This window comes from Streptomyces sp. NPDC047453 (assembly GCF_040643155.1).
Classification (GTDB): Bacteria; Actinomycetota; Actinomycetes; order Streptomycetales; family Streptomycetaceae; genus Streptomyces.
Window position 1 is genome coordinate 1 of the sequence record NZ_JBEYTS010000159.1, and the last position, 4,022, is coordinate 4,022.

Below are 4,022 nucleotides of genomic sequence, written 5' to 3' on the forward strand. Positions count from 1 at the left end.
GCGGCCCGCTGGAGGGCCTCCTTGCGGGTGCGGCCGGTCACGATCAGCTTGGCCAGCAGGGAGTCCCAGGCCGGGCCGATGACGCTGCCGGACTCCACGCCCGCGTCCAGGCGGACGCCGGCGCCGGACGGCGGGGCGAAGTTCGTCACGGTGCCGGGGGCGGGCAGGAAGCCTCGGCCCGGGTCCTCGCCGTTGATGCGGAACTCGAAGGAGTGGCCGCGCAGCGGCGGGTCGTCGTAGCCGAGTTCCTCGCCGTCGGCGATACGGAACATCTCGCGGACCAGGTCGATGCCGGCGACCTCTTCGGTGACCGGGTGCTCGACCTGGAGGCGGGTGTTGACCTCGAGGAAGGAGATCGTGCCGTCCTGGCCGACGAGGAACTCGCAGGTGCCGGCGCCGACGTAGCGGGCCTCGGCCAGGATGGCCTTGGAGGCGCGGTACAACTCGGCGACCTGCGCCTCGGACAGGAACGGCGCGGGGGCCTCCTCGACCAGCTTCTGGTGGCGGCGCTGGAGGGAGCAGTCGCGGGTGGAGACGACGACCACGTTGCCGTGCTGGTCGGCCAGGCACTGGGTCTCCACGTGGCGGGGCCGGTCCAGGTAGCGCTCGACGAAGCACTCGCCGCGGCCGAAGGCGGCCACGGCCTCGCGCACCGCGGACTCGTACAGCTCGGGGACCTCGTCCAGGGTGCGGGCGACCTTCAGGCCGCGTCCGCCGCCGCCGAAGGCGGCCTTGATGGCGATCGGCAGGCCGTGCTCCTCGGCGAAGGCCACGACCTCCTCGGCGCCGGAGACGGGGTCGGGGGTGCCGGCCACCAGTGGGGCGCCGGCGCGCTGGGCGATGTGCCGGGCGGCGACCTTGTCGCCGAGGTCGCGGATGGCCTGCGGCGGCGGGCCGATCCAGATCAGGTCGGCGTCGAGCACGGCCTGGGCGAAGTCGGCGTTCTCCGAGAGGAAGCCGTAGCCGGGGTGGATCGCGTCCGCGCCGGACTCCTTCGCGGCCTTGAGCACCTTGTCGATGTCCAGGTAACTGGTGGCCGGGGTGTCACCGCCCAGGGCGAACGCCTCATCCGCGGCGCGGACATGCAGAGCGTCCCGGTCCGGGTCGGCGTAGACGGCCACGCTCGCGATACCGGCGTCCCGGCAGGCCCGGGCAACGCGGACAGCGATTTCGCCACGGTTGGCGATGAGCACCTTGCGCACGATTGAGGCTCCCTCCTTGAAACAAGCCGAGTTTAGGGACTGCCGACACGGCACTTCGACCCGTCCCCGATGGTGAGCTTGCCCACACGGAGCGTGATTCGAGGCGCGCTCGACCTGCGAAATCCCTTGTCGCATCGCTGTACGCAGGACTCCTCCGGAAAACCCTAGCCCTCCCATGTGGCCAAGGTCTCTGTGAGGGCGTGCTGCGACGCACTTCGTTTCTTTGTGGAGTCCCTACGAATGGCCCAACGATTCTTTGCCGGTGGCAGAACCCTTGTCCCCCGGTTTACCCGTTAGTAGCGTTCACGATGTCTCGGCGGTACTCGCGGTAACAGGGCTCCGGACGGAGCGGTAGTCGGAAGTGGGTGGGACCGGTGCGCAGACCGGTGGCGTGGGTGGTGGCGGTCGTGCTCTTCGCCGAGGCGTTCGGCGTGGTCGCGCTGAACTGGTTCCTCGGCGAGGTCGTGCACCGGCAGAGGATGTCCCTGGCCGGCCTGGATCCGAACGTGATGTCGAACTCGTCGAAGGCCGGCGGTCTGGTCTTCGGTCTCTACTTCGCCCTGTGCGGGCTGGTCGCCCTGCTCGTGGCGGTACGGGGCCGCCGCCCGGCCGGCTTCGGACGCGTCCTGCTGATCAGCGCGGCCGTGGCGCACGGGCTGCTGGGCGCGTTCGCCTGGGGGCTGGTGGGCTGGCGGGCGTTCCTGTTCATGGTGCTGGTGCTCGGGCTCATCGTGCTGCTGCTGATGACGTACGACCGTGAGGAGGGACCGGCCGGTGAAGTACCGGGCGGCGGCCCCTGGGGCAAGGGTGGCCCAGGGCTCGAGGCCGACCCAGGGTCCGGGAGCACCCCCGGACCCGCGAACCAAGCGGATCACGGGAGCGAGGCGCCCCGGCCTCTCACCCCTCCGGCCGAGGCCCGCACCCGCTGATCAGTCCTCGGCGGGCGCCCACAACTCGGTGATTCCCACGCCGAGTTCGGCAAGCAGGCGGCGGATCAGGGGCAGGCTGATGCCGATGACGTTGCCGTGGTCGCCGTCGATGCCGTCGATGAACGGCGCCGAGCGGCCGTCCAGGGTGAAGGCGCCGGCCACGTACAGCGGCTCGCCCGAGGCGACGTACGCGGCGATCTCCTCGTCCGTCGGCTCGCCGAAGCGGACCACGGTGGAGGCGGTGGCCGAGGCGTGCCGCCCGCTCTCCGTGTCCCAGACGCAGTGCCCGGTCTGGAGGGTGCCGGCCCGGCCGCGCATCGCCTTCCAGCGGGCGGTGGCCTCCTCGGCGTCGGCGGGCTTGCCCAGGGCGTGGCCGTCCAGGTCGAGCACGGAGTCGCAGCCGATCACCAGCGCGCCCCGGACCTCCGGCCGGGCCGCCACCACGGAGGCCTTCGCCTCGGCGAGCGCGAGGGCCAGTTCGGCGGGGGTGGGCGCGGTGATCGCGTCCTCGTCGACGCCGCTGACGATGACCTCCGGGTCGAGCCCGGCCTGCCGGAGCAGCCCGAGCCGGGCGGGGGACTGGGAGGCGAGCACGAGTCGGCGGCGCGGCTGGTCTGTCATACGGTCAGCGTATCGGCGGCGGCTCTTCCGGCTCACCTCACGCCGATCACGAACATCGCCAGCACCATGGCCAGTGCCATGAGAATCCCCAGCCGCCGCAACATGTCCTGCGTGTCACGCAGTTCCTTCGGCGGCTCGTTCTCGGGATCGGACCACAGCATCCTCCGATCGTGCGACCGCGACCACGCCACGCGCCTGAGTACGCGTACTCAACTTTGCCCCACACCCGCCCCACCGGGCGCTCACGCCGACGGGCCGGCCGCGCCGCCTCAACGGCTGAACCGACCTTGACGACCGGGGTCCGACCCCGGTTCACCGCTACCGCGGCCCTGTGGCTGTGGGCGCTGCTGAGCGGGACAGCGGCCGGCCGGCGGACGGGCAAGACCCGGGGCGCAGCCGTACCCGAGCACAAGGGAGACGCCGAGGAACCCGGCCGGGACACAGGGGCGATGCCCAGCCGAGACGCAGGGACGGGGTGCGGGGGCGGAGCCCCGCGGGGTCTGGGGCGAAGCTCCAGGGAACGGTCACATGAGCCCCACCGAGTCGGGCGATCGGTGGGCCAAGCACCCTGGGCGGAGCCCCTCAGAGGTGCAGGGGCGGAGCCCCAGGTGCGGTCGCTTGAGCTCTACCGAGTCGGGTGGGCGGTGGGCCAACCAGCCGGGGCGGAGCCCCGCCGGGGTCGGGGGCGGAGCCCCAGGTGGCGGTCGCTTGGGTCCTACCGAGTCGGGCGGGCGGTGGGGCAAGCACGCGGGAGCGGAGCCCCGGCGGGGTTTGGGGCGGAGCCCCGGGGAACGGTCGCCTGGGCCCCACCGAGTCGGGCGGGTGGGTGGGCAAAGCACTCTGGGCGGACGGTGGCGGGCGATCAGCCGGGCCAGTAGGTGCGGGACCAGGCCGTCGGGCCCGGGTGCGGGACCCGGTGGGTGGCGATGCGGGACGGGTCGGACCAGGAGTCTCGGGGGGCCGGCGCGCCGGACGGCGTGCTGGCTGCCGCCGCGGCGCGGGCCCGGACCACCGCCAGGGCGGCGGCAAGCTCCTCCGGGGTCGGATTGCCTCGTACGACCTTGATCACAGCGGCTCCTTACAGGGGGATGTTGCCGTGCTTCTTCGGAGGCAGGGATTCCCGCTTGGTGCGCAGTTGACGCAGGCCGCGCACGAGGTGGGAACGGGTGTCGGACGGCTTGATCACGGCGTCGACGTAGCCGCGTTCGGCCGCGACGTAGGGGTTGAGGAGGGCGTCCTCGTACTCCTGGATCAGCCGGGCGCGGGTCGC

At 72.4% G+C, this 4,022-nt stretch carries 6 protein-coding genes; 1 reads left to right on the forward strand and 5 read right to left on the reverse strand.

Annotation, left to right across the window (positions count from 1 at the left end; genetic code table 11):
* On the reverse strand, window positions 1-1,202 hold a 1,202-nt coding region (locus ABZ818_RS42545; RefSeq protein WP_361427631.1), incomplete at its 3' end, for a biotin carboxylase N-terminal domain-containing protein.
* 365 nt (window positions 1,203-1,567) lie between these two features.
* Between ABZ818_RS42545 and ABZ818_RS42550 the strand changes: the two genes are divergently transcribed.
* Window positions 1,568-2,131 (forward strand): hypothetical protein, encoded by a 564-nt coding sequence (locus ABZ818_RS42550; RefSeq protein ID WP_361427633.1) that lies wholly within the window; start codon window positions 1,568-1,570, stop codon window positions 2,129-2,131.
* Here ABZ818_RS42550 and ABZ818_RS42555 read toward each other — a convergent pair whose 3' ends face one another.
* From ABZ818_RS42555 to ABZ818_RS42570, 4 genes are all read right to left on the reverse strand, one after another.
* On the reverse strand, window positions 2,132-2,752 hold the full coding sequence (locus tag ABZ818_RS42555; protein WP_361427636.1) for a nucleoside triphosphate pyrophosphatase: 621 nt from the start codon (window positions 2,750-2,752) through the stop codon (window positions 2,132-2,134).
* 32 nt (window positions 2,753-2,784) lie between these two features.
* Entirely contained in the window at window positions 2,785-2,913 is a 129-nt protein-coding gene (locus ABZ818_RS42560; RefSeq protein ID WP_361427639.1) for a hypothetical protein, read from the reverse strand.
* Between the two features lie 701 nt (window positions 2,914-3,614).
* Entirely contained in the window at window positions 3,615-3,821 is a 207-nt protein-coding gene (locus ABZ818_RS42565; RefSeq protein WP_361427642.1) for an acyl-CoA carboxylase epsilon subunit, read from the reverse strand.
* A gap of 9 nt (window positions 3,822-3,830) precedes the next feature.
* On the reverse strand, window positions 3,831-4,022 hold a 192-nt coding region (locus ABZ818_RS42570), incomplete at its 5' end, for a carboxyl transferase domain-containing protein (protein ID WP_361427645.1).

What these genes read in the sequence shown, in the direction of transcription:
- ABZ818_RS42555 (WP_361427636.1), bottom strand. Translation starts at nt 2,752, where the DNA reads ATGACAGACCAGCCGCGCCGCCGACTCGTGCTCGCCTCCCAGTCCCCC.
- ABZ818_RS42560 (WP_361427639.1), bottom strand. Translation starts at nt 2,913, where the DNA reads ATGCTGTGGTCCGATCCCGAGAACGAGCCGCCGAAGGAACTGCGTGAC.